The sequence below is a fragment of the Novosphingobium sp. IK01 genome (assembly GCF_033242265.1).
GTDB lineage: Bacteria > Pseudomonadota > Alphaproteobacteria > Sphingomonadales > Sphingomonadaceae > Novosphingobium > Novosphingobium pituita.
The window spans coordinates 2,197,403-2,220,433 of record NZ_BTFW01000001.1; the positions used below are offsets into that span (position 1 = coordinate 2,197,403).

A 23,031-nucleotide genomic window follows, 5' to 3' on the forward strand; every position below is an offset into this window, starting at 1 on the left:
GCGCCGGACTTATTCGGCGTTCGGTTCGGTCGTGGTATCGCTCGCCTTGCGCTTGCTGGCCTTCTTCTTGACCAGCTTGGGCGCCGCCGGGGTCAGTTCGAAGCTGAGCCCCGCATCGCCCGAACCGGCATCCTTGAGACTGACATGGACCTCGCCGCCATTGGCCAGCTTGCCGAACAGCAGTTCTTCGGCCAGCGGCTTCTTGACGCGCTCCTGGATGAGGCGGGCCATGGGCCGCGCACCATAGAGGCGGTCATAGCCCTTCTTGGCCAGCCAGGCGCGTGCGTCGCCATCGAACTGGATGTGGACGTTCTGTTCGGCCAGCTGGAGTTCGAGCTGGAGGACGAACTTGTCGACCACGCGGCTGACGACTTCGGGCGGCAGATAGCCAAACGGCACGATCGCATCGAGACGGTTGCGGAACTCGGGCGTGAACAGGTTCTTGACCGCTTCGTCGCCAGCGTCCTGCTTGGACACGTCGCCAAACCCGATCCCCTGCTTGGCCATGTCCGAAGCGCCCGCATTGGTGGTCATGATCAGGACCACATTGCGGAAATCGACGGTCTTGCCGTGGTGGTCGGTCAGGCGGCCATTGTCCATGACCTGCAACAGGATGTTGAACAGGTCGGGGTGCGCCTTCTCGATTTCGTCGAGCAGCAGGACGCAGTGCGGCTGCTGGTCGATGGCATCGGTGAGCAGACCGCCCTGGTCAAAGCCGACATAGCCCGGAGGAGCCCCGATCAGGCGGCTGACCGAGTGACGCTCCATATATTCGGACATGTCGAACCGCTGGAGCGGAATGCCCATGATCTGCGCAAGGGAGCGCGCCACTTCGGTCTTGCCGACGCCGGTGGGCCCCGAGAACAGGAACGAGCCGATCGGCTTGTCGGGATCGCGCAGGCCCGCACGGCTCAGCTTCATGGCGCTCGAGAGCACCTCGATGGCCTTGTCCTGACCGAACACCAGACGCTTCAAATCGCGTTCGAGATGTTCGAGCACCTTCTTGTCGTCCGAACTGACCGACTTGGGCGGGATGCGTGCCATCGTCGCGATCACGGCCTCGATCTCGCGCGCGGTGATCGTCTTCTTGCGCTTCGAGGGCGGCACCAGCATCTGCATCGCGCCCACTTCGTCGATCACGTCGATCGCCTTGTCGGGCAGCTTGCGGTCGTTGATGTAGCGCGCCGAAAGCTCGACCGCGGTCTTGATCGCCTCGGGCGTGTACTTGACCTTGTGGTGTTCCTCGAAGGCCGTGCGCAGACCTTTCAGGATCTTGATCGTGTCTTCCACGCTCGGTTCGTTCACGTCGATCTTCTGGAACCGGCGCAGCAGGGCGCGGTCCTTCTCGAAGTGGTTGCGGAACTCCTTGTAGGTGGTCGAACCGATGCAGCGGATCGTCCCGCCCGAGAGCGCGGGCTTCAGGAGGTTCGAGGCGTCCATCGCCCCGCCGCTGGTCGCCCCCGCACCGATCACGGTGTGGATCTCGTCGATGAACAGGATCGCGTGGGGCATCTTTTCGAGTTCGGAAACGACCTGCTTGAGGCGCTCCTCGAAATCACCGCGATAGCGCGTGCCAGCCAGCAGGCTGCCCATGTCGAGCGAATAGATCACCGCCTTGGTCAGCACCTCGGGCACTTCACCCTCGACGATCTTGCGCGCAAGGCCCTCGGCGATCGCCGTCTTGCCCACGCCCGGATCCCCGACATAGAGCGGGTTGTTCTTCGAGCGGCGGCACAGGATCTGGATCGTGCGGTCGACCTCCGGCCCGCGCCCGATCAGCGGATCGACCTTGCCCGAAAGCGCCTTCTCGTTGAGGTTGACGCAGAACTGGTCGAGCGCCGAATCCTTCTTGCTGCCGCTCTTGGCCTCGGCCTTTTCCTCGGGCTTGGGGGCTTCTTCCTCGGGCTTGGACGAGGTGGCCGAACCGCTCTGGCGGCCGCCCTTGCCGATCCCGTGGCTGATATAGCTGACCGCGTCGAGGCGGCTCATGTCCTGCTGCTGGAGGAAATAGACCGCATAGGAATCGCGTTCGGAGAACAGCGCGACCAGCACATTGGCGCCCGTGACCGTGTCCTTGCCCGAGGACTGGACATGGAGGATCGCGCGCTGGATCACGCGCTGGAATCCGGCGGTGGGCTGCGGATCGGCCTTTTCGGCGGTCTTGAGCGACTGGTATTCCTGGTCGAGGTACTGGCGCACCACGTCACCCAGGTCGCCAAGATCCACGCCACAGGCCTGCATCACCTGCGCCGCGTCCGGATCGTCGATCAGGGCAAGCAGGAGATGTTCGAGCGTCGCGTATTCATGGCTGCGCTCCGACGCATTGGCGAGGGCGCTGTGCAACGTTTTCTCGAGGCTCTGGGCGAAACTGGGCATAGGCTCGCTTTCTTGGGCTCACTTTGGACCATGACGGAAGAATTCCGCCACGGGATGGTTCCCCTTGCGGGAGAAAAGCATGGCGATGGTTAACCCTGGCCAAACCGAACCTGTCGGTATTCACGCAGGATTGAATCGCGCAAAAAGGGTTCATGGCCGCCCGGCCTGAAACCGGCTGCGCCACCAGAGCCACACAGCCTATATGGGGACGCCGCCCCGCAAGGTGAAGGGCGGCCATCCTCATCGTCCGGTTCCCCCGGTCTGGCAGACAGGAGGTGGCGGGGCAGAAGAGGGGGGAGCAGGAGGCGGCGCCCCGAACAGGGCCTCGGCAGCGGCACGGGTGCGCCCGGCCTTCTCGCGATGGGCGCGGGTCCGGGCGATCTCGGCTTCAAGCAGGGTGATGCGCAAGGACAGCTCGTCCACTGACAGCGAGTCGAGCGGCTGGGTCGCCAGTTGGCTGACCAAATCGCCCTTTCGGCGCGGAAGGTCGTCTGCGTCCATTGCAATGCATAATGTTGGACGGCAAACGCTTGCTGTCAACCGGGTGCATGGGTAGGGCTGTGCGTTAAGCGAAAATGACGTGGAACCTGAGGACGGCACGATGCTGAAACTGCCCGCCACGATGACTGCCGTAGGCTTCGAAGCCCCGGGCGCACCCGATGTGCTGCGCCCCGAAACATTGCCTGTGCCCGTGCCCGGCCCCGGACAAGTGCTGGTCCGGGTCGCCTTTGCCGGGGTCAACCGTCCCGATGTGGTCCAGCGACAGGGGTTCTATCCGGCCCCGCCGGGCGCCTCGCCGATTCCCGGCCTGGAAATCGCAGGCACCGTTGCCGCGCTGGGCGAAGGGGTAACCAGCCTTGTTCCCGGCCAGCAGGTCTGCGCGCTGGTCTCGGGCGGGGGCTATGCCCAATATTGCCTCGCCCGGGCCGATCACTGCCTGCCCGTGCCCGAGAGCCTTCCGCTCGACCAGGCCGCCGCCCTGCCCGAAACGCTGTTCACCGTCTGGCACAACGTGTTCGAGCGCGGCTGGGCCTGCGAGGGGGAAACCCTGCTGGTCCACGGCGGCACCAGCGGCATCGGCTCGATGGCGATCATGCTGGGCAAGCTGTTCGGGCTGACCGTCATCGTCACCTGCGGCGGGCCGGACAAGTGCGCGGCGGCCCTGCGCATCGGCGCGGACCATGCCATCGACTACAAGGCCAGCGATTTCGTCGAGGAAGTCAAGGCGATCACCGGCGGCAAGGGCGTGGAGATCGTGCTCGACATGGTGGCGGGCGACTATGTCGCGCGCAACATGAAGTGCCTGGCCATGGATGGCCGCCATGTGACCATCGCGGTTCAGGGCGGGGTCAAGGCCCAGATCAACATGGCCCAGGTCATGACCCGGCGCCTCACCCTCACCGGATCGACGCTGCGCGCGCGCTCCGACAGCTTCAAGGCCCTGCTCACGGCAGAAATCCTCCAGACGGTCTGGCCGCTGGTCGCCCAGGGCAAGCTGCGCCCGATCATGGACCAGGCCTTCGCCCTGGAAGAGGCCGCCGCCGCCCACACGCGAATGGAAGCAGGCACTCATATCGGCAAGATCGTGCTCGCGGTGGCCTGAAAAGGCTCCGAAATGCGGGCAATCACGCCCGCCTCGCGCAAAAGACCTTGCCGTTTGACGCCTGCTGGCTTACATCGTCGCGCAAGAGTGGCCGCTCCGCGATGGGGCGGCCCTTATTGTTTCCGCGCTGATTTCGGCCCTTTCGCCCACGCTTTGTCTCGTGCAAATCTGGGCACCGGGACAACAAGAGGACCACCGCCGTGAGCAACCAGCCCACGTATCCGCTGATGCCGCATGCCACCGCTTCGTGGCTTGTCGACAATACGGCGCTGACTTTCGAGCAGATCGCCGAATTCTGCGGGCTGCACATCCTCGAAGTGCAGGCCATGGCCGACGATCTGGCCGGCGCCAAGTATACCGGGCGCAACCCGCTGCACTCGGGCGAACTGACCCAGGCCGAAATCGACCGCGGCCAGACCAGCCCCGAATATCGCCTGAAGATGCAGCGCGCGCCGCTCGCCGTGAGCCGCACCAAGGGCCCGCGCTACACCCCGGTGTCCAAGCGCCAGGACAAGCCCGACGGCATCGCCTGGATCCTGCGCCACCACCCGGAAATCTCCGATGCGCAGATCGGCAAGCTGATCGGCACCACGCGCACGACGATCGCGGCGATTCGCGACCGCAGCCACTGGAACATCGGCAACATCAACCCCAAGGACCCGGTGACGCTGGGCCTGTGCTCGCAGCGCGAACTCGACATGCTGGTGAGCAAGGCGTCCAAGCGCGCCGGCGCCCCGGCGGACGAGGAACTGCCGGGCACCGACCGCCTCGGCTCCGACCGCGACGCCCTGATCGAGGAACTGCGCGCCGAGCGCGAGGCCCACACCAAGGCCCTGTCCGAAGCGGCCCAGCACGCCGAAGCCATGGCCTGGCTGGAAGCCCGCCGCGCCGAGGGCATCTCGGACAGCTGAGCCCGTTCGGCCCTGTAGCAAAACACAAAAAAGGCCGTCCGCAGCGATGCGGGCGGCCTTTTTTGTTTATTCCCGCCCCTCCGTCAGGCCTTCGGCCTGCCACCTCCCCATTTCATGGGGAGGATCTTGCGGTCCTCCCCGCTTGCGGGGAGGTGGCAGCCCGAAGGGCTGACGGAGGGGAAATAGAGCGCGATCAGGCCGACTGGATATAGCTGCGCATGGCGTCCGCCTCGGCCTCGATCCGGTCGAGACGATGCTTCACCAGATCGCCGATCGAGATGAAGGCCACCATCTTCCCGTTCTCGATCACCGGCAGGTGGCGGAACCGGCGGTGAGTCATCAGGGCAAGGGCGTCCATGACCGCGATGTCGGGCGTGACCGTCACCACCGAAGCGGTCATCACCGCGCTGACCGGCAGACGCAACGCATCGTCGCCATGGTCCTTGAGCGCCCTGATCACGTCACGTTCGGAAAAAACACCGGCCACCGGGCCATTCCCGTCGAGAACGGGCAATGCACCGATCTTGTGTGCGGTCAGGACTTCAATAGCGTCGGCCACCGTGTCTGCGGCATGGATGGCCCATACTTGTCCGTTACGATCATCGATCAATCGAGCAATGGTCATGATGCTGGCTCCTCTTCCCGACGGGTGGTTTTGACCTCCTCGTGTTCACATGGATCATGACACGTTCCGGGCGAAGGGCAAGAGCTATCCCGAAGACCTAGGTATTGGCGCAGCCCTTGCGTTCACGCGCCTTTCAGGCCCCACCACAGTCAAGCCCGCAAGAGCGACCTTGGTGCCATGCGCCCCCCTCCCCTTCAATAGTTCACGCTGAAGCGCACGCCATAGCTCGCAGGGCGGGCGGGCTGGGCAATATCGGCGCTGGTGAAGAAGTTGCGCGTGAGATCGTACTTCTCGTTGAAGATGTTGCGTCCCCACAGCGCCAGATTCCACTTGCCGTTGGCCGGGGCCAGCGACAGCTCGGCGTTGATCACCACATAGGCGCCGATGTCATAGGTCGTGCCCAGCCACGAAGGGTATTTCGAGCGATAGGTGAACGTCGTGGAAGGCGTCACCACGAATCCGGCCACGGGCCGGGCATAGCTGAGCCCGCCACCCCACGACCACTGGGGGAAGGGAATCGGGGTATGCGACTTGTCGGTATAGACCGGCCCGCCCGCCGCGCGCGAGGCGGCCACGTCGAGATCCTGGAAATCGAGGTACTTGCCCTCGCTATAGCTCAGGTACTGGTTGATCGAGAGCCCCTTGACCGGGGTCAGCACGAGTTCCAGCTCGCCACCCAGCACGCGCGACTTGTCGGCATTGGTGAAGCGCCCCACCGGCCCGTTGGCGCCCCAGACCGCCGAGAGCACCTGCTGGTCGTGATAGTCGTAATAATACGCCGATCCATTGATCTGGACGATGGGCAAGGGGTTGGCCTTGAAGCCCACTTCGTAGGCGTTGATCTTTTCCGGCCTGAACGGCTGAATGCCCGAGGAATTGCCGGTGTTGTAGGTGGTGAACCCGCCCGACTTGGTGCCCCGGCTGGCCGAGGCATAGACCATGACATGGGCCGCGGGCGTATATTGCAGCGCGACCTTGCCGGTGAACGGGTCCATCGCGGTGTCCACCGATGTCGGCGGCAGTGCGGTGGCCCCGCCAAAGGCGCTGCCAAAGCCGTCGAGCGCGCGCGTTTCATGTTCGTAGCGCATGCCCAGGATCGCGCGCAGCCGGGGGGTGAACTGGTATTCGGCCTGGCCGAACACGCTGACCGACTCGACCGCCTGCGCATAATTGACCCGCGCATAGGTGCCGTAAATATCGAGGAAGTCGGAAAAATAGCGCTCGTTCAGATGCTGCTGCGAATAATAGACCCCGGCCACCCAGGTCAGCGGGCCGGGCTTCGAATTGCTCAGCCGCGCCTCCTGCGCGAAGACCTTGACCTTCGAACCGAAGAACGTGTCCGCCTCGATCGAGGCGCTGGCGTCCCAGTCGCCGAACTGTTCGCGGCTGAGCCAGTCGTAGGAGGTGATGCTGGTGAACGTGACCGGCCCGAAATCGTAGGCCACATTGGCCGAGACGCCCCAGGTGCGGTTGTTGACGCCCGGCTTGGAACGGGCGGTCAGGTCGGTATCGGCGATGAGCTGGGGCGAGACACCCCAGCCGGTCGCGTTGCGATCCGTATCGGCCGGAATCGTCGGCCCGGCCCCGCCCCGCGTGTGCAGCGGGTTGAGCAGGTAGAGCCCGGTCGCCTCGGACGTGTCGCGGCCATAGTGGAAATCGAGCAGCATCGTGAGCCCGCTGCCGCGCGGCGCCACCTGCAACAGCGCGCGTCCGCCCCAGCGGTTGGCATCGCCCAGCGAGGCGCCGGTATCGCGGTTATGCTGGAAGGCCCCGCCCTGCTGCGTCGCGCCCGCCAGACGCAGCGAGACCCCGTCGGCCAAGGGGCCCGAGACATAGGCCTCGCCATTGAAGGCGCCGAACCGGCCATATTCGAGGGTGCCGCCCGCATGGAGCGTATCGGTCGGGCGGTTGGTCACGAAATTGATCGCGCCGCCGGTCGTGTTGCGGCCATAGAGCGTGCCCTGCGGCCCGCGCAGCACCTCCACCCGCGCCACGTCGAAGATCAGCCCCTGGGTCATGATCGGGACCGGGTAGGCCACTTCGTTCACATAGACGCCGACCGTGGGCGAATTGTTCGAGGCATAGTCCTGAAAGCCCACGCCGCGCAGGCGGAACTGGGGCGCGCCGCCGCCAAAGGCCGGTTCGACCTGAAGCGCAGGGACAGCATCCTGCAACTGGTTGACGTTGGTGATCCCGCGTTCGCGGAGCATGTCCTGCCCCACCACGCTCAGCGCGATGCCCACATCCTGCGCCGACTGTTCGCGGTGCTGGGCGGTGACGACGATCGGGGAAGATGCCGGGGCTTCCGGCTCCGCCCCGGCATCGGCTGATGCCGTTTCGGCCATGGCCGGTGCGGCAAGACCCCACGCAATGGCACTCATGGCGGCACACATGGCCGTACCGTACGTCGAACGCATCATGGCTGGCTCCCTCCTGTTATCCCGCCTGCCCGATGATGCAGGCAGGGTGCCCCCCCTGTTCAGAGGATGCCCTTCGGGCGCTCTCCCTCTGGCCCGGATAGCCGGCATGGCGCCTCGCACCACCTTGCGACAACCGGGCCAGTTCGCTTATGCAGTTGTTCCGATTATGAAAGTGCAGTTCGGGATTTTTGCACCGGTCTCTTTGCCCCTGTTGCAGGACCGGCCCCGATACCCAACAGAGTGTGGGCAAGCGCCCTGTCCTGCAAGACCGTTATTTCCCGCCCGGCATTTCGGGCCGCGCAATCGGAGGACGGTTCAGGGCCGCAGTTCCTGCCTCGACAGGGAATCATGATGATCAATATCCGCTATCGGATGCAACGGAAAAACAGGACAAAAAACAGGCTTGCGAGTGCGGGAGACACGATTTCTATTCGCAGCATGCCCGCCAGTCTCCAAACCTTGCGGCCTGCGACGGCCCAGACCCGAAGGAACCCACGATGAACCGACGCGATCTCCTCAAGGGAAGCGGCATGCTGGGCGCCGCCGCGCTGGCGCCGGGCGCCGTGGCACAGGCCGCGCCCACCAAGACACCTCCCGCCGCAACCGCCATGCTGGGCCGCACCGGCCCGCGCAACCTGATCACCGACGTGGCCGGCATCACCGTGGGCTGCGCGCAGGACGCCGACGTGCGCACCGGCGCCACCGTGATCCTGGCCGACAAGCTCTCGACCGCGGCCATCGACGTGCGCGGTGGCGGCCCCGGCACGCGCGAAAGCGATGCGCTTGATGGCTACAACCTCGTCCATGCGGCCAATGCCATCGTGCTTTCGGGCGGCTCGTCGTGGGGGCTGGCCACAGCCGATGGCGTGGCGGCGCATCTGGGCGCGCGCGGGATCGGTTATGGCGGCATGGCCCATGCGGGCGTGCCGGTCTCGCCCATCGTGCCCGCCGCGATCCTCTATGACCTTGCCAATGGCGGCAACAAGAACTGGGGAGCCGAGCCCCCCTATCGCGAGCTGGGCGCGCAGGCGCTGGCCGCCGTCGGCGAGACATTCGCGCTGGGCACCTCGGGCGCGGGCTATGGCGCGATGGCGGGCGGGCTCAAGGGTGGGCTGGGCTCGGCCTCGTGCGTGGCGAGCGACGGGTTCACCGTGGGCGCCATCGTCGCGGTCAATTCGATGGGCTCGACCGTGCTGCCCGGGACGCGCCAGTTCTGGGCCGCCCCGTTCGAGATCGGCAACGAATTCGGTGGGCTCACCCCGCTGCCCATGCGCGTGGGGCCCGAGGAATGGGGGCATACCAAGGGCGCCGCCGCGCGCGAGAACACCACCATCGCCTGCATCGCCACCGACCTCGACCTGACCGCCGACGAGATGAAGCGCGTGGCGATCATGGCGCAGGATGGCCTCGCGCGCGCGATCCGTCCGGTTCACACCCCGTTCGATGGCGATGTCGTCTTCGCCATCTGCACGGGCCGCATCCAGCCCAGGGAACCGCGCACGATCGCCGTGCTCAAGGCCGGGGCGATCGCCGCCGACACGCTGGCCCGCGCCATTGCCCGCGGCGTCTTTGCCGCCACCCCGCCGCCCGGATCGAAGGTGCTGACCTGGTCGATGCTGCCTGCCCGGTGAGGCCCTTTCTGGTGAGGCCCTCTCAGGTGAAGGACCGCCCATGACCCATCGCCATCGACAGCGCGGCGCCACGACAGCCGCGCCGCCGCGCTGGGCCATTGCGCTGGGGCTGCTGCTGCCGCTCGCGCTGGTGCTGCTCTCGGCGCTCGCCGTGCCCGCCGATGCCGGTCGCTGGCTGGGCATCGACTTGCGCATCTGGTGCCTTTTTGCCTGCGCCCCGGTCACCAGCGTCTGTCTGGCGCTGTGCTATCGCTTCACCGCCGGGCCCCCTGCGGAAGACGACCGGGCATGATCGCCAGTTTTGTCCTGATCATGGCGCTCTCGCTCGGGATTGCGCTGTGGGCGCGGCGCGGGCACAAGCGGGGGCAAGGTCAGGGCCACGACGACGCCCGCGCGTTCTTCGTGGCCGGCGGCCAGTTCGGCGCGCTGCTGTTCTTCTTCCTCTCGGTGGGCGAGACGTATTCGATTGCCACGATGCTGGGTTTTCCCGGCGGAGTCTATGCCGGGGGGGACAGCTTCGTGCTGTGGTTCTTCGGCTATATCCTGCTGGCCGGGCCCTGCCTCTATTTTCTGGGCCCGTGGATCTGGCGGGCGGGCAGCCTCTATGGATCGGCGACGATCCCCGATTTCTTCCGCGCCCATTTCGACAGCCGGGCGCTCGAAATCCTGATCGCGGCGGGGGCCATCGTGCTGCTCGTGCCGATCGGGACGATGCAGTTCCTCGGCATGAAACTGGTGCTGGCCGCCCTCGTGCCACAGGCGCCGGTCATGGCCCTGCTGGGCGCGGCGGGGCTGCTCACGTTTGCCTATGTGGCGCTGGCGGGCCTGCGCGCCTCGGCCTTTGTGGCCGTGCTCAAGGACGTGCTGATGCTCGGCTCGATCCTGCTGGTGGGCGCGCTGGCGATTACCCACTGGAACGGGGCTGGCGCAGGGACAGCAGCGGCAGCCCCCTCGCTCCCCCCGGCAGCGGGCGGGGGCCTGCCTTTCGCGATCAGCACGATCCTGTTGCAAGCGGTGGGCTTTGCGATGATCCCGCAGAACTGGGCCTTCATCTTCTCGGCCCGCGATCCCCGCGCGATCCAGCGCGCGCAAGTGATCGCCCCACTCTACATGGTCATGTTCCCGCTGCTGATGGTGGTCGCCTATTTCGCGCAGCGCCATGGCATTGCCGTGCCCCGGCCCGATTTCGTGTTTCTGGCCGTCGCCATGGCGCTGCTGCCGGGCTGGGTGGTCGGGCTGGTCATGGCGGCGGTGGTGCTTTCGGGGCTGATGATCCTGTCGAGCGTGTGCCTCGCGATTGCGCCGCTGTTCACGCGCAACCTCGTGCCCGGCCTCGGCAATCGCGCGCAACAGGGCTGGTCGAAGGTGGTCATCGCGGTGTTCCTCGCGCTCTCGATCCTCGCCACGCAGGCCAAAGTACCGCTGATCGCCACGCTCAACAACGTGTTCTACTTCGGCATCGTCCAGACCCTGCCGGGCTTTGTCGGGGCGCTGCTGGTCGCCCGGATGCCCGCGCGCGGGGTTCTGGCCGGGATCGGGGCGGCGGGGGTGTTCATCGTCTGGGTCCGTCTGGCGGGCATCTCGCCGGGCGGGATCAACCCCGGCCTGATCGGCCTTGCGATCAATGCGCTGGTAGTCGCCGCCTGCACGGCGCTCTGGCCGCGCGAGGGAGGCCGCGCGATCATCGGGCGGGACTGACGCCCTCTTTATCTGACACCCTGCAACCGGATAGGAGCACGCATGCGCGAAGAACTGGCCGATCTGAGTGGAGCGGAACTGTCCCGCGCCTTTGCGACGCGGGCGCTGTCTCCGGTCGAGGTGATGGCCGATGTGCTGGCACGGGTGGAGCGGCTCGAGCCCGTGCTCTGCGCGACATGGGCGCTCGATGCGCAAGCCGCGATGGAAGGCGCGCGCGCCAGCGAACGCCGCTGGCACGCAGGCACCGCGCGCAGCCCGCTCGACGGCATTCCCGTCACCCTCAAGGAACTGATCGCCACCCAGGGCTGCCCCAAGCCGGTCGGCACCGCCGCCACCGAACTCGTCCCTCAGACCGCCGATGCCCCGCCCGCCGCGCGCCTGAACGAGGCCGGTTGCATCGCCTTTGCCAAGACCACCGTGCCCGATTACGGCATGTTGTCCTCGGGCCTGTCGAGCTTCCACAAGCTGGCTCGCAATCCGTGGGACATCACGCGCAATCCGGGCGGATCGAGCGCCGGGGCGGGCGCGGCGGCGGCGGCAGGCTATGGCCCGTTCCACGTTGGCACCGATATCGGCGGCTCGGTGCGCCTGCCCGCCGGGTGGTGCGGCATCTTTGCCCTCAAGCCGAGCAACGGGCGCATCCCCATCGACCCGCCCTATATCGGCCGCGTTGCCGGGCCGATGACCCGCACGGTCAGCGATGCAGCGATGATGATGACCGCGCTCAGCGGCCCCGACCCGCGCGATTTCATGGACCTGCCGCCCGAAATGCTGCCGTGGATGGACCTCGATGCCGACGTGAAGGGCCTGCGCATCGGCCTCATGCTCGATGCGGGCTGCGGCGCGGCGCCCGAACCCGACGTGGTTGCCGCCATCGAGGAGGCCGCGCGCCTATTCGAGGCGGGCGGCGCCCATGTCGAGCCGGTCGCCCCGTTCATGACCCCGGCCATGCTCGACGGGCTCGACCGGTTCTGGCGCACGCGCTTCTGGGCCGAAACGAAAGACCTGCCCCCCGAACGCTATGAAAAGATCCTGCCCTATATCCGCGCCTGGGTCGAACCGGCGGCGGGGTACACCGGGCTGGACGTCTACACCGGCTTTGACCAGATCATGCAGATGCGCGAACGCGGGCGGGCCTATCAGTCCTGTGACCTGCTGCTCTCGCCGGTCGCGCCGATGCCCGCCTTTGCCGCCGACCTGCCCTCGCCGACCAACGACCCGGCGCGCCCGTTCGACCATATCGGCTTTACCGTGCCCTTCAACATGACCGAACAGCCCGCCAGTTCGATCAACTGCGGCTATAGCGCCGAAGGGCTGCCGATCGGGCTCCAGATCGTGGGCCGCCGCTTTGCCGACATGGACGTGCTGCGCGCCTCGCGCTGGTACGAACAGGCGCGCGGGCCCCAGCGGCCCTGGCCGCTCAGCCTCGAACAGGGGGTTCAGGGCTGATCCGAAACTATAGTTTCGGATCGTCCGGCACCGGCCCACTCCCCCACCCGACCTCTCATAGGGTACTATTGTTGGGAGGTCGGGTGGGGGAGTGGGCTGGTGCCGGACCGAAATTCGCCCCTTCGGCGAATTTCGAATCAGACTCTCAGATCGAATCGTAAAAGGCCTGTTTCAGTCCGGCACAGGCCCGCAGGCCCCGCAGCGCCCGCGAATCTCGACGACCGGGCGCACGTCGGCAAAGCCCGCGTCGCGGGCCGCCTCGCGCAGGAGGCCGGTCAGCCTGTCGTCGTCGAGGTGGGTCGCCTGCCCGCAGGCGTCGCAGATCAGGAAGATGCAGTCGTGGCGGCAGCCCGGATGGGGGTTGGCCACATAGGCATTCGCGCTTTCCACCCGGCGCGCCAGATTGGTGCGCACGAAAAGGTCGAGGATGCGATAGACGCTGTTGGGCGCCACGCGCTTGCCGCGCGCCTGCCCGACATGTTCGGCGATGTCGTAGGCCGAGGCCGGGCGCGGCTGCGCGACGAGCGCGGCGAAGACATCGGCGCGCATCCCGGTCCATTGTTCGCCGGCAACGGTCAGCGCCTCGCGCGCTGCATTGACCAGCCCTTCGCCGGCATAGTCGTGATGATGATGGTGCCCGCCCATGGCCTGTCAGATAGGGACGAGCCCCTGCTTATGCAAACCGGTTTCGGGCCGATCCGGGCACAAATCCCGCGCGCATCGGGCACGCGGGACAGCGGTTCAGCGCGAAGCCGAAGCCAGCGCGACCGACGACATCGTGGGCGCCATCGGGGCAGCGGCGCGGGCCGCTGCGGGCGACGAGGTTGCGGCCAGCGCCAGAGTGCGGGCCTCGCTCATCATGGTCACGCCCATACCCACGGTTCCGATCACGAAACCGACGAGGAGCGAGCGGAAAAAATCCTTGCGAAACAGACCCATGACGACAACCTGTCCAATATTCAGTTGCAAACAGCTACGGTTTAGCCGCCTGCGGTCGCGCCCTTACCTCGCAAGCCTCGCGATCGCCCCCATCTATCGACGAAGCGTTCTTTTTTATCGATGAACAGAGTTTTCGAATGGTACTTATGTCATTTTACGGATGCATCAGGCCCGAAGCCTGACCCAGACCGGCGCATGATCGCTGGCCTTTTCCCGCCCGCGATAGGCCTTGTCGACGCCCGACTCGACCAGCCGGTCGGCCAGTTCGGGCGAGAGCAGCGCATGATCGATGCGGAACCCGTGGTCGCGCGGCCAGGCCCCGGCCTGATAGTCCCAGAACGTCCAGATCCCGCCGCGCGGATGATGCAGGCCAATCGCATCGGTCCAGCCATCGCCGAGCAGGCGCGCATAGGCATCGCGCGAGGCCGGCTGCATCAGCGCATCGTCGGCCATCGCCCGCTTGTCCCAGATGTCGCGGTCGTGGGGGATCACGTTGTAGTCACCCAGCACCAGCGCGGGGACTTCCTCCGCCCAGATCGCATCCATGCGCGTGCGCAGCCGCTCCATCCAGCGCAACTTGTAGTCGAACTTGGGGCCGGGCTGCGGGTTGCCGTTGGGCAGGTAGATGCACACGACCCGCACCCCGAAGACATCGGCCTCAAGGTAGCGCGAATGGGCATCGTCGGGGTCGCCCTCCAGCCCGCGCTGCACTTCGACCGGCTGCTCCCCGTCGGCGAGGATGGCCACGCCGTTGAAGCCCTTCTGGCCGTGCCAGATCGCCTTGTAGCCGATCTTCTCGAATGCCTCGGCCGGAAAGCCCTCGTCCTGGGTCTTGATCTCCTGAAGACAGGCGACCTGTGGCCGGGTTTCTTCGAGCCATTCGAGCAGGCGCGGCAGGCGCGCCTTGATCCCGTTGATGTTGAAGCTGGCGAGTTTAAGCGTACCGGCCTGGCTCACACCGAGAAACTCGCGCCGCAGCCACAGCCCGAGGCCGCGTTGGGGTTGGTCACCCGGAAGGCCGCGCCGCCCAGCGACTCGACGTAATCGACCGTGGCCCCGGCCACGAGGTCGAGGCTCATCGCATCGACCACCAGCCGCACGCCATCGGTCTCGACCACGGTATCCTCGGCGTCCGGCTCGCCTTCGGCAAGGCCGAAGCGATACTGGAAGCCCGAACACCCCCCACCCTCGACGGCGAGCCGCAGGATGGCAGGGCGGGCCTGCTTGGCGGCAATCGTGGCCACGCGCGCGGCGGCCGAAGGGGCGAGAATGATCGGGGGCTGGCTCATGCACAGCGAGATAGGCGCAGGCGCGGCCCGGCTCAAGAGGCAGGGACCAGCTCAGGGAGACAAGCCCGGGAAAGTGCTGTGCAGATGGTAAAGCCGGCAACCGGGCCGACTACGGGGGGCCAAACGACAGGGGATGCAATCCGGGCCATTGGCTTCTAACACCATGCGCCATGAGCACACCGATCCCGCCCACGTTCCACATGGGGCCCCACGGGCTCCGCCTCGCGACCCGTTTCCTGCCCGCACGCGATCCGGCCCACGCACTGGCCCACACACTGGTCCATTCAGGCGCGCCCGCGCTGGTCTTCCTGCCCGGCTACATGTCGGACATGACCGGGACCAAGGCCGAAGCCCTGTTCGACTGGGCCGCCCGGCAAGGCCATGCCTGCCTGTTGATGGACTATTCAGGCTGCGGCCAGTCGGAAGGCGATTTTGCGGACGGCACGCTCTCGCGCTGGCGCGACGAGGTCGTCGCGATGATCCGCGCCCACAATCTGGGCAAAGTCGTGCTGGTCGGATCGAGCATGGGAGGCTGGCTGATGCTGCTGGTCGCCCGCGCGCTGGGCAGGCAGGCAGCGGGCCTCGTCGGGCTGGCCGCCGCCCCCGATTTCACCGACTGGGGCTTCACCGAACAGGAAAAGGCCGCGCTCGCCAGCGGCCAGACGCACTATGAAGAAAGCCCCTATGGCCCGAAACCCACGCCCACCCATGCCGCGTTCTGGGCCGATGGCGAGGCGCTCCACCAGCTCGACACCGAGGTTCATGGCCCGATTCCCTTCGACGGCCCGGCCATCCTGATCCACGGTCAGGCCGACGAGGTCGTGCCCTGGGGCCTGAGCCTGCGTCTGGCCGAGGCCCTGCGTTCAGCCATGGTGCAGGTCCACCTGATCAAGGACGGAGACCATCGCCTGTCGCGCCCGCAGGACATCGCCGTTCTGCTCGACACGCTCGCCCGCCTTCTGGCCCATCCCTGAACGGGTCCCCCGAACCTAGAGCCCTCACCCTGATGCTTCTGGCCACCCTCCTTCTTGCCACCGCACCCGCGCCCCGCCCCCTCGATACGGTCTGGCGTCAGGTCGGCCCCAATCCCAAGGCCCAGCAATTTTCGGACCTGCCGATTCCGGGCCATCACCGCCCCCGGTCGAGCGATCCGCTCACCCCGGTTCAGCCCGATGGAGCCCGGCCTGATCGCGCCCCGGCCCCTGCCCGTCATGACCGTCTGGCCGATTGCCTGAATATCGGGCGCGACAATCCGGCCATGGCCGTCAGCCTTGCCGAACACTGGCTGGCCGAAACCAAAGTGCCGAGCGAACATGTCCGCGCCGACCAGTGCCTGGGCATGATGCTGACCCAGCAGAACGACTTCACCGGCGCGATGGGCGCCTTTGCCGATGCGGTCAGCCAGATTCCGGCCTCGCAGGCGGTCGGCGCGGTGCCGCTCATGGCCATGGCGGGCAATGCCGCGCTGGGCGCGGGCAAGCCGCAGGACGCGCTCACCTGGCTCGACCGCGCGCTCGCCGTGCCCGGTTTTGCCGACAATCCGGCCCGCGCCGCGATGCTCAACGACCGCGCCCGCGCGCTCGTCGCGCTCGGGCGCACCGCCGATGCGGCCGCCGCGCTGGGCCAGGCCCATACCCTCGCCCCCGACAATGCCGAAAGCTGGCTGCTCTCGGCCACGCTCGCCCGCCGCGACAAGAACCTGACGCAGGCCCAGCACGACATCGAAACAGCCGCCCGGCTCGACCCGCGCAACCCGGCCATCGGCGTGGAGGCCGGGGTGATCGCCGAACTGAGCCAGCGCGAGGACGCCGCGCGGCAATCGTGGCAATCGGTCGTCGCCATGGCGCCCGACAGCGACGAAGCCCAAGTCGCGCGCGGATACCTTGAACAGATCGGCGCGGCCCCCACATCGACTTCGTCCGCCCCCAAAAAGGCGCAAGCAGAGGCCATCACACGATGAAACTTTCCGTCCTCGATCTCGTCCCGGTCATCGAGGGCGGCACTGTCGGCCAGGCCCTGCGCGAGGCCGCGCTCACCGCGAAGGCCGCCGAAGAGGCAGGGTATCATCGCTACTGGGTCGCCGAGCATCACGGCATGCCGGGCATCGCGGGGGCGGCGGTCTCGGTCGTGCTGGCCCATCTGGGCCATGCCACGCAGACCATCCGTCTGGGCGCAGGCGGGATCATGCTGCCCAACCACAACCCGCTGGTGATCGCCGAACAGTTCGGCGCGCTCGATGCGCTCTATCCGGGGCGGATCGACCTCGGGCTGGGGCGCGCGCCGGGCGCCGACCAGCGCATCGTGCGCGCCCTGCGCAAGGACGTGAACCGCGCCGCCGAGGATTTCCCCGCCGACGTGGCCGAATTGCAGGCGCTGTTTGCCGCAGACCGCCGCCTGCCGCTTCAGGCCACCCCCGGCGCGGGCGCGGCGGTGGCGCTGTGGATTCTGGGCTCCAGCCTGTTTGGCGCGCAACTGGCGGCCATGATGGGCCTGCCCTATGCCTTTGCCTCGCACTTCGCGCCCGACCATCTCGACGGCGCGCTCAAGCTCTATCGCGAGCGGTTCACCCCGTCCGAAACCCTCGACAAGCCTCATGTCATGGCCGCCATCAACGTGCTGTGCGCCCCCAGCGACGAGGAAGCCCTCTATCTGGCCAGCAGCCAGGACCAGTCGTTCGTGCGCCTGCGCAGCGGCGATCCGGGCCGCCTGCCGCCGCCAGTCCTGCACTATCGCGACACGCTCGCCCCGTCCCAGCGCGCCACGCTCGACCATTTCCGGCAGGTCAGCGCCATCGGCAGCCCGCAGACCGTGCGCGCCGGGCTGGAGGCCTTCCAGCAGCGCACCGGCGCCGACGAGATCATCGTGGCGGGCGCCACCTACGATCCGGCCTTGCGCCGCCGCTCGCTCGCGCTCACGATGGAAGCATTGGGAGGGGAGGCAGGGCAGGGCCAAGCCACGGCCCTCACCGGCGATCCGCTCCGCGCGATTTGATCCGTCCTGTTTGATCCACTGGTGCCTGTCCGCGCACCCTTGCCAAACCCGTTTTCGCCAATACAGTTTCACATGATACCATATTGCAGCCGTGCTGCGCAAACCCGCCAGCCGCCGTGCAAGACAATGACAAGATTTTCGGGCGCATCACGGCCCAACCAGAACGACAACCCAGAACGATAACAGGGACAGGGTAGACAAGGGGCGGCTCCGCCCGCCCCACCCGGCCCCGGGAATGCAGGAAGCACAGGTCATGGCATCCACCACCGTCGATTCCACCACACCCTCCACCGGCACCCCTGCGGGAACCGACCGCGATCCGCTGGTCACCGCGCTCGCCGGGCGGCTCGCCCATGCCCTGCTTCCCGGCGAAGCCGCCGATTTCGACGAGGACCGGCTGACGGAAGCAGCCCGCTTCACCCTCGCCACCGCCGCCACCCGGCAGGGCCGCGCACCCGCTCTGGCCATCGAGAGCATGGGCGGGCAGCGCGCACTGCGCATCGCGGTGATCAACGACGACATGCCGTTCCTGGTCGATTCGATCGCCGCGACGATCACCGCCCAGGGTCTGGCCATCGAGCGCCTGCTCCACCCGGTCGTGGCCGTCCGCCGTGATGGTGCCGGCACCCTCACCGCCCTGCCCGAGGGCGAGGCCATCGGCGAGCTGCGCGAGTCGATGATCTACCTCGAAACCGAGCGCGCCGACGCCAAGGCCCGCCGCGAACTGGCCGCCGCGCTCGCCGCCACGCTCGCCGATGTCCATGCCGCCGTCGACGACTGGCCGCAGATGCAGAGCCTGATGCAGCAGGAAGCGCGCAGCCTGCCCGATCCCGAAGGCGCCGCGCTGCTGCGCTGGCTGGCCGACGGCATGCTCACCCAGCTCGGCCATGTCACCCGCCACCGCGACGGCACCCGCAGCGAAACGCTCGGCGTGTGCCGGTCGAGCGAGGAAACCCTGCTGTCCGACGCATCCTACGCGCGCGCCTTCGCCTGGTTCGAACGCGCCGGAGTGCGTGGGCAGGAAGCCGTGCGCGCGCCGCTGATCGTCAAGGCCAACCGCATTTCGCGCGTCCACCGCCGCGTGCCGCTCGACCTGTTCCTCGTGCCGGTCATGGACGACGGACAGGTCGTCGCGCTCTCGGTCCATGCCGGGGTCTGGACCAGCTCGGCGCTGGCCGCCACGCCCGACCGCGTGCCGCGCATGCGCAGCCAGCTCGAAACGCTCATGACCCGGCTCGACTTCGATCCCTCGGGCCATGCGGGCAAGGCCCTCGTCCACGCGCTTACCGCGCTGCCCCACGACCTGCTGATCGGCTTTTCCGATGCCGATCTCGAACGCATCGCCACCACGATGATGGGTCTGGTCGACCGCCCCCGCCCGCGCCTCGCCCTCGTGCGCGCCGCGCTGGAACGCCATCTCTATGCGTTCGTCTGGCAGCCGCGCGACAGCCAGTCGACGCAAGTGCGCGAGCAGGTCACCCGCATGCTCGAACAGGCGACCGGCGGCACGGTGATCGACTGGAGCCTTCAGGTCCAGGGCGGGGCGCTGGCCCTCACCCGCTTTGCCATCGACATGCGCGGCGACGATGACACCCTGACCGACGGGGGCATCGGCATCGACGAGGCCGCGCTCGACGCCGCCTTCCAGACCCTCGTGCGCGGCTGGGACGCCGCGGTCGAGGCCGAACTGGCCAAAGTCGAGGATGCCAGCCGCGCCGCCGCCATCGCCGCGCGCTATGCCCCGGCGTTTCCGGTCGGCTACCGCGCCGACTATGGCCCGGCCGAGGCCGCCGACGACATCCGCGTGCTGCGCGCGCTGAACGCCGAGGATGCCCCCCGCCGCGCCGTGCGCCTTCACCGCCTGCCCGCCGAGACAGGCCTGCGCCTCAAGCTCTACCAGCGCGAGGGGGCCATCGTGCTCTCCGACGCAGTGCCCGTGCTCGAAAACTTCGGCCTGCGCGCGCTCGAAGAAGTGCCCACCGCGCTCAACCACGGCAAGCTGGGCTTCATTCACGATTTCCTCGTCGCACTGGCCGCCGACACCACGCCCGAGGCCCTGCTCGCACGCGGCGCCGCCATCGAGGAATCGCTCAGCGCCGTCCTCAACGGACAGGCCGAGGACGATCCGTTCAACCGCCTGATCGTGGCCGTGGGCCTGACCGCAACGCAAGCCAACTGGCTGCGCGCGTGGTATCGCTATCTCCGTCAGGCCGGGATGACCTTTGGCATCATCACCGTGGTCGACGCGCTCAAGGCCGCGCCCGAAGTGACCCACGGGCTGATCGACCTGTTCCGCGCCCGCCACGACCCCGATTTCACGCGTGAACGCGAGGACGCCGCGCAAAAGGCCGCCGAGCGCATCCGCGCCGGGCTGGCCGCCGTCGCCGCGATCAACGACGACCGCCTGCTGCGCGCCTTCCGCGCGGTGGTCGAGGCGATCTTGCGCACCAATGCCTTTGCCCCGGCAGCCGCCGAGGCGCTGGCCTTCAAGATCGATTCCGCGCTCGTCCCCGGCCTCCCCAAGCCGGTGCCATGGCGCGAAATCTTCGTCTATTCGCCGCGCGTAGAAGGCATCCACTTGCGCGCAGGGCCCGTGGCGCGCGGGGGCCTGCGCTGGTCTGACCGGCGCGACGACTTCCGCACCGAGATCCTCGGCCTCATGAAGGCCCAGCGCGTCAAGAACGCGGTGATCGTGCCCACGGGCGCCAAGGGCGGGTTCTATCCCAAGCACCTGCCCGACCCGGTGCGCGAGCGCGAGGCCTGGCTCGCCGAAGGCAAGGCCAGCTACCAGATCTTCATCCGCACCCTGCTCTCGATCACCGACAACATCGTCGATGGCAAAGTCGTCCACCCGCAAGGCGTGCTGATCCGCGACGGCGAAGACCCCTATTTCGTGGTCGCCGCCGACAAGGGCACCGCCACGTTCTCCGACGTGGCCAATGCGATTGCGGCGGAACGCGGCTTCTGGCTCGACGATGCCTTCGCCAGCGGCGGCTCGAAGGGCTATGACCACAAGGCGATGGGCATCACCGCCAAGGGTGCCTGGCTCTCGGTCCAGCGCCACTTCCTCGAACTGGGCACCGACGTCCAGACCGAGCCGGTCCGCGTGGTGGGCGTGGGCGACATGTCGGGCGACGTGTTCGGCAATGGCATGTTGCTGTCCAAGGCGCTCAAGATCGTCGCGGCCTTCGACCACCGCCATATCTTCCTCGATCCCGATCCCGATCCGGCAGCCAGCTGGGCCGAGCGCGCGCGCCTGTTCGCGCTGCCCCGGTCGAGCTGGGACGACTATGACCGCGCCGCGATCTCGGCAGGGGGCGGGGTCTTCCCGCGCAGCCTCAAGGCGATCCCGCTCAGCCCGCAAGTGCGCGCCGCGCTGGGCATCGGCATGGAGGAACTCGACCCCGACACGCTGATCGCGCTTATCCTTCAGGCGCCGGTCGACCTGCTGTGGTTCGGCGGCATCGGCACCTATATCCGCGCCTCGAGCGAGGCCAATCTTGCCGTGGGCGACCCGGCAAATGACGCCTACCGCATCGCGGCCAACGACGTGCGCGCCCGCGTGATCGGCGAAGGCGCCAATCTGGGCATGACCCAGGCCGCGCGCATCGAGTTCGCCCAGAAGGGAGGCCGCGTAAACACCGACTTCATCGACAATTCCGCCGGGGTCGATTGCTCGGACAACGAGGTTAACATCAAGATCGCGCTGGCCAGCGCCAAGCGCGCCGGACGGCTCGACGAGGATGGCCGCGTCGCCCTGCTCTCGAGCATGACCGAGGCGGTCGCCCACCTCGTGCTCGAAGACAACCGGCTCCAGGCCCTCGCCCTCTCGATCGCCGAACGCGGCGGGGCGCAGGCCGTGCCCGCGCTGGTGCGCCTGATCGACGTGCTCGAAGAAAACGGCGACCTCGACCGCAAGACCGAAGGGCTCGCCCCGTCCGACGACTATGCCCGCCGGGCGGCGGCCGGAACCGGCCTGTCGCGCCCCGAACTCGCCGTGCTGCTCTCCTCGGCCAAGCTCGTGCTGCAACGCGCGCTCGAAGAGAGCCCGGTGGTCGATGATCCCGTGCTGGAGGAAGAACTCCTCGCCGCCTTCCCGCAGGCCATGCGCGAACGCTTCGAGACCGAGATCGTCCACCACCGCCTGCGCCGCGAAATCATCGCGACCAAGCTGGCCAACCGCATCGTCAACCGCCTTGGCCCCGTCCACCCGTTCGAGATGGCCGAAGAGGAAGGGATGAGCCTCGCGCAAGTGGCCGCCGCCTTCGTCGCCGCCGAGCGCCTGCTCGACCTGGGCACGACATGGGCCATGCTCGACGCAGCGCCGATGGGCGAGCAGGTGCGCCTCTCGCTGTTCGAGGCGACCGCGCGCGCGCTGCGCGGCCACATGGCCGATGTCTTGCGCTCGTGCCACGGCACGCTCAAGCCCGATGCGCTGATCGAGGCGCTGTGCGGCGGGGTGGGCCGCCTCTCGCACACGACCACCGAACTGCTGCGCGGCGAGGCGCAGGCCCGCGCCCGCGCCATGGCGCAGGACATGGCCGAGAGCGGCACCCCGCCCGAAGTGGCCGCGCGGGTGGTCCATCTATTCGACCTCGACGGGGCCATCGGCCTTGCCCATCTGGCCGATGAACTCGATGTCGATGCGGTCGTGCTCACCGGGGCCTTTGCCGATCTGGGCGCACAACTGGGCATCGACTGGGCGCAGCAGACCGCCGCACGGATGAACCCGTCCGACCCGTGGGAGCGCCTGCTGGTTGCGGGCCTCGCGCGCGATTTCCAGCAGATGCGCAGCGAATTCCTGCGCCGCATGGGCAGCGCCGATCCCGAGGCCAGCACCCATGCCTGGCTCGCCGCCAAGGCCCAGCCGGTCCGCCAGCTGCGCGCCCTGATCGCCCGCGCCCAGGCGGGCAACAGCGCGGCAGGCACCGTCACCCCGGCCATGCTCGCCCAGATCGCCAGCCAGGCGCGCAGCCTGCTGACGCGCTGACCCGGAACGCCTTGCCGCTCAGGAAAACGGCGAATCTGCCATAAGGCCAGCTAATCATGCCTCTGCACGCTTGACGTGCAGAGGCATTTGCCCACAACCCTCCCCCCGT

General features: G+C 67.6%; 18 protein-coding genes. 10 read left to right on the forward strand and 8 right to left on the reverse strand.

Annotated features, from left to right (window positions below):
• Positions 1-9 precede the first annotated feature (9 nt).
• Together clpA and SBI20_RS10195 are read right to left on the reverse strand one after the other, a co-directional pair.
• The gene (gene clpA / locus SBI20_RS10190; RefSeq protein WP_317974929.1) at positions 10-2,376 is read right to left on the reverse strand and encodes an ATP-dependent Clp protease ATP-binding subunit ClpA; all 2,367 of its coding nucleotides are present in this window, start codon (positions 2,374-2,376) and stop codon (positions 10-12) included.
• A gap of 240 nt (positions 2,377-2,616) precedes the next feature.
• Positions 2,617-2,877, reverse strand: coding sequence for a DUF1192 domain-containing protein (locus SBI20_RS10195; RefSeq protein WP_317974930.1), 261 nt, complete (start codon positions 2,875-2,877; stop codon positions 2,617-2,619).
• Positions 2,878-2,977: 100 nt separating this feature from the next.
• On the opposite strand from SBI20_RS10195, the gene SBI20_RS10200 reads away from it, so the two are divergent.
• A complete protein-coding gene (locus tag SBI20_RS10200; protein WP_317974931.1) occupies positions 2,978-3,979 on the forward strand; it encodes an NAD(P)H-quinone oxidoreductase in 1,002 nt (333 codons plus the stop codon).
• A 200-nt stretch (positions 3,980-4,179) separates the two neighbouring features.
• Entirely contained in the window at positions 4,180-4,890 is a 711-nt protein-coding gene (locus SBI20_RS10205) for a DUF1013 domain-containing protein (protein WP_317974932.1), read from the forward strand.
• A gap of 193 nt (positions 4,891-5,083) precedes the next feature.
• On the opposite strand, the gene SBI20_RS10210 is transcribed toward SBI20_RS10205, so the two are convergent.
• Entirely contained in the window at positions 5,084-5,515 is a 432-nt protein-coding gene (locus SBI20_RS10210) for a CBS domain-containing protein (protein ID WP_317974933.1), read from the reverse strand.
• Positions 5,516-5,709: 194 nt separating this feature from the next.
• Positions 5,710-7,935, reverse strand: coding sequence for a TonB-dependent receptor (locus SBI20_RS10215; RefSeq protein WP_317974934.1), 2,226 nt, complete (start codon positions 7,933-7,935; stop codon positions 5,710-5,712).
• A gap of 497 nt (positions 7,936-8,432) precedes the next feature.
• On the opposite strand from SBI20_RS10215, the gene SBI20_RS10220 reads away from it, so the two are divergent.
• From SBI20_RS10220 to SBI20_RS10235, 4 genes are read left to right on the forward strand one after another with little or no spacing between them, the layout of a single operon-like run.
• Positions 8,433-9,566 (forward strand): P1 family peptidase, encoded by a 1,134-nt coding sequence (locus SBI20_RS10220; RefSeq protein ID WP_317974935.1) that lies wholly within the window; start codon positions 8,433-8,435, stop codon positions 9,564-9,566.
• A 40-nt stretch (positions 9,567-9,606) separates the two neighbouring features.
• Positions 9,607-9,858: a hypothetical protein gene (locus SBI20_RS10225; RefSeq protein ID WP_317974936.1), complete on the forward strand. Its 252-nt coding sequence runs from the start codon at positions 9,607-9,609 to the stop codon at positions 9,856-9,858.
• On the forward strand, positions 9,855-11,264 hold the full coding sequence (locus tag SBI20_RS10230) for a sodium:solute symporter family protein (protein ID WP_317974937.1): 1,410 nt from the start codon (positions 9,855-9,857) through the stop codon (positions 11,262-11,264). The genes SBI20_RS10225 and SBI20_RS10230 overlap by 4 nt, the downstream gene beginning before the upstream one ends.
• 42 nt (positions 11,265-11,306) lie before the next feature.
• Complete coding sequence (locus SBI20_RS10235) at positions 11,307-12,713, forward strand: amidase (protein ID WP_317974938.1); 1,407 nt, start codon at positions 11,307-11,309, stop codon at positions 12,711-12,713.
• Positions 12,714-12,884: 171 nt separating this feature from the next.
• Here the strand turns inward: SBI20_RS10235 and SBI20_RS10240 are convergent, their stop codons facing one another.
• From SBI20_RS10240 to erpA, 4 genes are all read right to left on the reverse strand, one after another.
• Entirely contained in the window at positions 12,885-13,358 is a 474-nt protein-coding gene (locus tag SBI20_RS10240; RefSeq protein ID WP_317974939.1) for a Fur family transcriptional regulator, read from the reverse strand.
• Positions 13,359-13,454: 96 nt separating this feature from the next.
• Positions 13,455-13,652, reverse strand: coding sequence for a hypothetical protein (locus SBI20_RS10245; RefSeq protein WP_317974940.1), 198 nt, complete (start codon positions 13,650-13,652; stop codon positions 13,455-13,457).
• A gap of 165 nt (positions 13,653-13,817) precedes the next feature.
• Positions 13,818-14,609 carry an exodeoxyribonuclease III gene (gene xth, locus SBI20_RS10250; RefSeq protein WP_317974941.1) on the reverse strand — a complete coding sequence of 264 codons (792 nt, stop codon included), beginning with the start codon at positions 14,607-14,609 and terminating at the stop codon, positions 13,818-13,820.
• Entirely contained in the window at positions 14,606-14,941 is a 336-nt protein-coding gene (erpA, locus tag SBI20_RS10255; RefSeq protein ID WP_317974942.1) for an iron-sulfur cluster insertion protein ErpA, read from the reverse strand. The genes xth and erpA overlap by 4 nt, the downstream gene beginning before the upstream one ends.
• A gap of 170 nt (positions 14,942-15,111) precedes the next feature.
• Between erpA and SBI20_RS10260 the strand changes: the two genes are divergently transcribed.
• The 4 genes from SBI20_RS10260 (at position 15,112) to SBI20_RS10275 (ending at position 22,922) form a co-directional block, all read left to right on the forward strand.
• Complete coding sequence (locus SBI20_RS10260) at positions 15,112-15,915, forward strand: alpha/beta hydrolase (RefSeq protein ID WP_317974943.1); 804 nt, start codon at positions 15,112-15,114, stop codon at positions 15,913-15,915.
• Positions 15,916-15,947: 32 nt separating this feature from the next.
• A complete protein-coding gene (locus tag SBI20_RS10265; RefSeq protein WP_317974944.1) occupies positions 15,948-16,901 on the forward strand; it encodes a tetratricopeptide repeat protein in 954 nt (317 codons plus the stop codon).
• Positions 16,898-17,932 carry an LLM class flavin-dependent oxidoreductase gene (locus tag SBI20_RS10270; protein WP_317974945.1) on the forward strand — a complete coding sequence of 345 codons (1,035 nt, stop codon included), beginning with the start codon at positions 16,898-16,900 and terminating at the stop codon, positions 17,930-17,932. Before SBI20_RS10265 ends, SBI20_RS10270 begins: the two co-directional genes overlap by 4 nt.
• 253 nt (positions 17,933-18,185) lie before the next feature.
• Positions 18,186-22,922, forward strand: a complete 4,737-nt coding sequence (locus SBI20_RS10275) for an NAD-glutamate dehydrogenase domain-containing protein (protein ID WP_317974946.1) — start codon at positions 18,186-18,188, stop codon at positions 22,920-22,922.
• Positions 22,923-23,031 lie beyond the last annotated feature (109 nt).

Excerpts from the sequence above, each read along its gene's own strand:
- clpA (WP_317974929.1), bottom strand. The coding sequence starts at position 2,376 with ATGCCCAGTTTCGCCCAGAGCCTCGAGAAAACGTTGCACAGCGCCCTC.
- SBI20_RS10195 (WP_317974930.1), bottom strand. The coding sequence starts at position 2,877 with ATGGACGCAGACGACCTTCCGCGCCGAAAGGGCGATTTGGTCAGCCAA.
- SBI20_RS10200 (WP_317974931.1), top strand. The coding sequence starts at position 2,978 with ATGCTGAAACTGCCCGCCACGATGACTGCCGTAGGCTTCGAAGCCCCG.
- SBI20_RS10210 (WP_317974933.1), bottom strand. The coding sequence starts at position 5,515 with ATGACCATTGCTCGATTGATCGATGATCGTAACGGACAAGTATGGGCC.
- SBI20_RS10215 (WP_317974934.1), bottom strand. The coding sequence starts at position 7,935 with ATGATGCGTTCGACGTACGGTACGGCCATGTGTGCCGCCATGAGTGCC.
- SBI20_RS10220 (WP_317974935.1), top strand. The coding sequence starts at position 8,433 with ATGAACCGACGCGATCTCCTCAAGGGAAGCGGCATGCTGGGCGCCGCC.
- SBI20_RS10225 (WP_317974936.1), top strand. The coding sequence starts at position 9,607 with ATGACCCATCGCCATCGACAGCGCGGCGCCACGACAGCCGCGCCGCCG.
- SBI20_RS10230 (WP_317974937.1), top strand. The coding sequence starts at position 9,855 with ATGATCGCCAGTTTTGTCCTGATCATGGCGCTCTCGCTCGGGATTGCG.
- SBI20_RS10235 (WP_317974938.1), top strand. The coding sequence starts at position 11,307 with ATGCGCGAAGAACTGGCCGATCTGAGTGGAGCGGAACTGTCCCGCGCC.
- SBI20_RS10240 (WP_317974939.1), bottom strand. The coding sequence starts at position 13,358 with ATGGGCGGGCACCATCATCATCACGACTATGCCGGCGAAGGGCTGGTC.
- SBI20_RS10245 (WP_317974940.1), bottom strand. The coding sequence starts at position 13,652 with ATGGGTCTGTTTCGCAAGGATTTTTTCCGCTCGCTCCTCGTCGGTTTC.
- erpA (WP_317974942.1), bottom strand. The coding sequence starts at position 14,941 with ATGAGCCAGCCCCCGATCATTCTCGCCCCTTCGGCCGCCGCGCGCGTG.
- SBI20_RS10260 (WP_317974943.1), top strand. The coding sequence starts at position 15,112 with ATGAGCACACCGATCCCGCCCACGTTCCACATGGGGCCCCACGGGCTC.
- SBI20_RS10265 (WP_317974944.1), top strand. The coding sequence starts at position 15,948 with ATGCTTCTGGCCACCCTCCTTCTTGCCACCGCACCCGCGCCCCGCCCC.
- SBI20_RS10270 (WP_317974945.1), top strand. The coding sequence starts at position 16,898 with ATGAAACTTTCCGTCCTCGATCTCGTCCCGGTCATCGAGGGCGGCACT.
- SBI20_RS10275 (WP_317974946.1), top strand. The coding sequence starts at position 18,186 with ATGGCATCCACCACCGTCGATTCCACCACACCCTCCACCGGCACCCCT.